General features: G+C 70.5%; 3 protein-coding genes. All 3 read right to left on the bottom strand.

From position 1 onward, the window contains the following. Positions 1-16: 16 nt before the first annotated feature. From HGA02_RS11710 to HGA02_RS11700, 3 genes are read right to left on the bottom strand one after another with little or no spacing between them, the layout of a single operon-like run. Positions 17-1717, bottom strand: a complete 1701-nt coding sequence (locus tag HGA02_RS11710) for a glycoside hydrolase family 13 protein (RefSeq protein WP_246247707.1) — start codon at positions 1715-1717, stop codon at positions 17-19. Continuing rightward, complete coding sequence (locus HGA02_RS11705) at positions 1714-2640, bottom strand: sugar ABC transporter permease (protein ID WP_168679159.1); 927 nt, start codon at positions 2638-2640, stop codon at positions 1714-1716. The genes HGA02_RS11710 and HGA02_RS11705 overlap by 4 nt, the downstream gene beginning before the upstream one ends. Beyond that, the gene (locus tag HGA02_RS11700; RefSeq protein WP_168679158.1) at positions 2640-4265 is read right to left on the bottom strand and encodes an ABC transporter permease subunit; all 1626 of its coding nucleotides are present in this window, start codon (positions 4263-4265) and stop codon (positions 2640-2642) included. Before HGA02_RS11700 ends, HGA02_RS11705 begins: the two co-directional genes overlap by 1 nt. Positions 4266-4358: the final 93 nt, after the last annotated feature.

Here is a 4358-nt window from a genome sequence, read left to right as displayed (position 1 = left end):
CGACGCTCTTCCGATCTCACGGCGCGCGGGCCGCGACGACGAGCACGCGCTCGTCGGCCGTCTCCCGCAGGTAGGCCAGCGCGTCGTCGGAGACGACGGCCCAGCGCAGGCCGCCCTCGCGCAGCGCGCGCGACGACCGCCGCAACGCGATGAGCGAGCGGTAGACGTCGAACGTGCGGGCGTCCCAGCGGTCGCCGCCGCCCGCCTCGATCTGGTCCCACGGCATCGGGACGCGCGCGTGCTCGCCGTTGGTGCCGGTCGCCCCGCCCTCGTCGCCCGCGAACAGCGCGGGCGTGCCGGGGTACGTGAACAGCAGGCCCGCCGCGACCTCGACGAGCGCCGGGTCTCCGACGACCGTGCGCAGGCGCGGGGTGTCGTGCGAGCCGAGCATGTTCCACTGCCGCGCGGTGACCTTCCACGGCACGGTCGCGTCGAACTCGCGCATGGTCTCGACGACGGACACGCCGCCGCGGCGCGGGATCGTCGTCGGGATGCCGAGGAAGTCGAGCGTCGTCGCGGGGTCCACGAGCCAGGTCCACAGCGGCTTGGTGAACGCCGAGTAGTTCATGTTGACCTGCCAGCCCTCGCCGGTCAGGTCGCCCGCGGCGTCGTGGAAGTGCTCGCTGACCAGGACCGCGTCGGGGTTGAGCTCGGTCATGGTCGCGCGCACGGTCCGGGCGACGTGGTGCGTGAAGTCGTCGGACGCGTACCGGCCGGTCATGTTGGCGACGTCGATGCGCCAGCCGTCGAGCGCGAACGGCTCGCCGAGCCAGCGGCCGATCACCGAGCCGGGCCCCTCGACCATCCGCCGGGCGAGCGCGGACGAGCCGTAGTTGAGCTTCGGCAGCGACGGGACGTCGAGCCACGCGACGTACCCGAGGTCGGACTCCTTGTCCCAGTAGTAGAACTCGGCCTCCTCCGACGACCGGTCCCGCAGCGCGTGCTCGAACCACTCGTGCGCGACGCCCGTGTGGTTCGTCGTGAAGTCGCCGACCAGGCGCATGCCGCGCCCGTGCAGCGCGCGCCGCAGCGAGACGAGCGCCTCGTCGCCGCCGAGCAGCGGGTCGACGTGGTCGAACGTGCGCGCGTCGTACCGGTGGTTCGACTGCGACGGGAAGACGGGCGTCAGGTAGACGGTGTCGACACCGAGCCGCTGCAGGTGGTCGAGCCGCTGCTCGATGCCGAGCAGGTCGCCGCCGTACAGCTGCACCGGGGTCGACGGACCGCGACCGATCGGCTCGTCGTCCCACTCCGCCGGCTCGGCCCACTCCGGGAGCGTGCGCGAGACGCCCGACCGCGCAAAGCGGTCCGGGAAGATCTGGTAAACGACGGCCGACGACGTCCACGCGGGTGCCGGCTCGTGCACCGTGAGCCGGAAGTCGGCGGCGTCGGGCACGTCGCGGGAGAACAGCCCGCGCCCGTTGAGCCAGCGGTAGCCGCCCGGCTCGTCGAGCAGCGCACGGTACGACGTCACCGGGTTGTGCACCGGCACGTCGGCGACGTACCAGCGCTCGTGGGCGTCGGCGCGGTCCAGCCGCGCCTGCACCATGCGGGGCTCCGCGTCGCGGACGGTCCGCACCCACAGCGCGCGCTCGGTGGCGGACGCGGGCACGCGGAACCGCACCGGGACGACGTCGCCGAGCGCGGGCGTGCCCGCCGGGACGTAGAGCTCCGAGCCGTCGTGGTGGGGCTGGTCGAGCAGGTGCCGCACGGTCATCCCTTCACCGCGCCCATGGTCAGGCCGGAGACGATGTAGCGCTGGAGGAACTGGAACAGGAGCACGACGGGGATCGCGGCGATCACGGCACCCGCCGCGAACACGCCCCAGTACTCGGAGAACCGCTGGCTCACGTACTGGTAGAGGCCGACGGCGAGCGTCTGCGACTCGGGGTCGACGAGCACGATCGACGCGATGAGGAAGTCGGAGAACACCCCGACGAACGAGAGCAGGCCCACGACCGCGAGGATCGGCGCGACGAGGCGCAGGATGATCGAGAAGAAGATCTGCGCGTGGCTCGCGCCGTCGATCTTCGCGGCCTCGTCGAGCTCCTTCGGGATCGTGTTGAAGAACCCGTACATGAGGTAGGTGTTCACGCCGAGCGCGCCGCCCAGGTACACGAGGATCAGGCCGAGCGGGGAGCCGAGGCCGATGAGCGGGAAGACCTCGCGCAGCGTCACGAGCAGCAGGAAGATCGCGACGTACGCGAGCACCTGCGGGAACATCTGGAGCAGCAGCAGCGACAGCAGGCCGCCACGACGGCCGCGGAACCGGAACCGCGAGAACGCGTACGCGGCCGCCGCCCCGAGCAGCACGGTGCCGATCGACGTGGTCGTCGCGATGACGATCGTGTTCGCGAACCACCGCACGTACGGGTGGACCGGGTCGCTCAGCAGGTCGACGTAGTTCTGGAACGAGATGCTCGAGAAGAGCTTGTTCGAGCCCGTGAGCGACCCGGTCGGGTTCAGCGACGACGACAGCACGTACAGGATCGGGATGAAGCAGAAGACGAGCACGGCCCACGTGACGACGTGACGCCAGCCGAGCTCGCGCCACCAGCGCACGCCGCGCGGGGTGGTCTCGTTCTGGTCGGGGCGCAGGCCGGCGTCGGTGGTGCCGGCGGGGAGCGTGGTGGCAGCCATCAGTGCAGGTCCTCCAGGGCGCGGGTCTTGCTGAAGGTGGCCGCCGAGATCGAGGCGACGATGAGGAAGATGAGGATCGACACCGCGCACGCGAGGCCGTACTGACGGTTCACGCCGCCGAACGCGAGCCGGTAGACGAACGTGATGAGGATGTCGGTGGCGCCGACGTCGACCGGTGCCGACAGGTCGTCCGGCCCGCCCTCGGTGAGCAGGTAGACGACGTTGAAGTTGTTGAAGTTGAACGCGAACGACGAGATGAGCAGCGGCGCGGTCGAGACCAGCAGCAGCGGCATCGTGAGCGACCGGAACAGGCGCAGCGGCTTGGCGCCGTCGATCTTCCCGGCCTCGTAGATCTCGTTCGGGATCGACTGCAGCGCACCCGTGCAGATCAGGAACATGTACGGGAAGCCGAGCCACAGGTTCACGACGAGCACGGAGATCTTCGCGAGCCACGGGTCCGTGAGCCACGGGATGCTCGCGCCGCCCAGCAGCGTCGCGTTCACGAACCCGAAGTCGCGGTTGAGCATGCCCTGCCACACGAGGGCCGTGAGGAACGCCGGGAACGCGTAGGGCACGATCAGCAGCGACCGGTAGATCTTGCGGCCGCGCACCTTCGGGTGGTTCAGCACGATCGCCATGAACAGGCCGAGCCCGAACGTCAGGGCGACGGAGATGATCGCGAAGGCGAACGTCCACAGCAACACGCCGACGAACGGCCCGGCGAGCTTGGAGTCGGTGAAGACGCGGCTGAAGTTCTCGAAGCCGACGAAGACCTTCCACCCGGTGCCGAGCTGCGAGCCGTCGGCGGCGACGAACGCGCCCTGCTCCTCGTCGGCGGTGTAGACGTCGCCGGTCGACGTGTCGGTGATCGTGCCGGCGGCCTCGTCCCACTCCATCGTCGAGACGTAGACGTACCCGGTCGAGCCGTCGGGCGTGCGCACGCTGCCGTCGTTGGGGTCGTCGGAGATCGGGACGCGCAGCGCGAAGATCTCGTCCTGGCGCTCGAGCACCTGGGTGAACTGCAGCGTCTCCCAGCCGTCGACGGACGCGACGCGGCCGTTCTCGAGCGTCGCGTCGACGGGCTCCAGCGGCTGCTCGGCGGTGCCGAGCTCCGCGTCGCCCTCGCCGTCGACGACCGCGAAGCCGAGCTCGTCGCCGTTCACGACGACGGTCAGCGGGTAGGTGGGCGAGTCCGGGAGGCGGACCTCGTTCTGCACGAGGATCGCCTCGACCGCGTCGGCCTGCGTCGAGTTGTGGCCGTCGCCGTAGTTCGTGAACGCGGTGAAGCCCGTGTAGAGGACGACGAACACCTGGTACACGAGCAGGAAGATCAGGCCCGGCACGAGGTACTTCGCCGGGAGCATCTTCTTGGAGAAGTAGACGACGTTCACCGCGACGAGCGCGACGACGAGGAACGCGACGATCCCCCACTGGCCCAGCGCACCGGCCGCGAGGATCCCGTAGACGCCGAGCGCGTCGACGAGCGCGACGAGCACGGTCTTGACCCAGAAGCCGCGGGTCAGGTCCTGCCGGCTCCACCAGCTCCCCGTGGGCCGGCGCGAGCCGGGCGACGGTGGCGGCGCGGTCGCGTCCGTGCGGTCAGGGCGGGTCGACGTGTCCGTCATGGGGTGCTCCGGAGATCGGCGGTGATCGGCGCGCACGGCGCGCGGGGGCTGCTCGGCGCGCAAGGGCGCACGTGCGGTGGCGCACGCGTCCTG

Source organism: Cellulomonas septica (assembly GCF_012396155.1).
Lineage (GTDB): Bacteria > Actinomycetota > Actinomycetes > Actinomycetales > Cellulomonadaceae > Cellulomonas > Cellulomonas septica.
The sequence above is the reverse complement of the archived record's forward strand: the minus strand, read 5'-3'. Positions and strand labels throughout refer to the sequence as shown.

Coding starts and splice junctions, on each gene's coding strand:
- HGA02_RS11700 (WP_168679158.1), bottom strand. CDS start 4,265: ATGACGGACACGTCGACCCGCCCTGACCGCACGGACGCGACCGCGCCG.
- HGA02_RS11705 (WP_168679159.1), bottom strand. CDS start 2,640: ATGGCTGCCACCACGCTCCCCGCCGGCACCACCGACGCCGGCCTGCGC.
- HGA02_RS11710 (WP_246247707.1), bottom strand. CDS start 1,717: ATGACCGTGCGGCACCTGCTCGACCAGCCCCACCACGACGGCTCGGAG.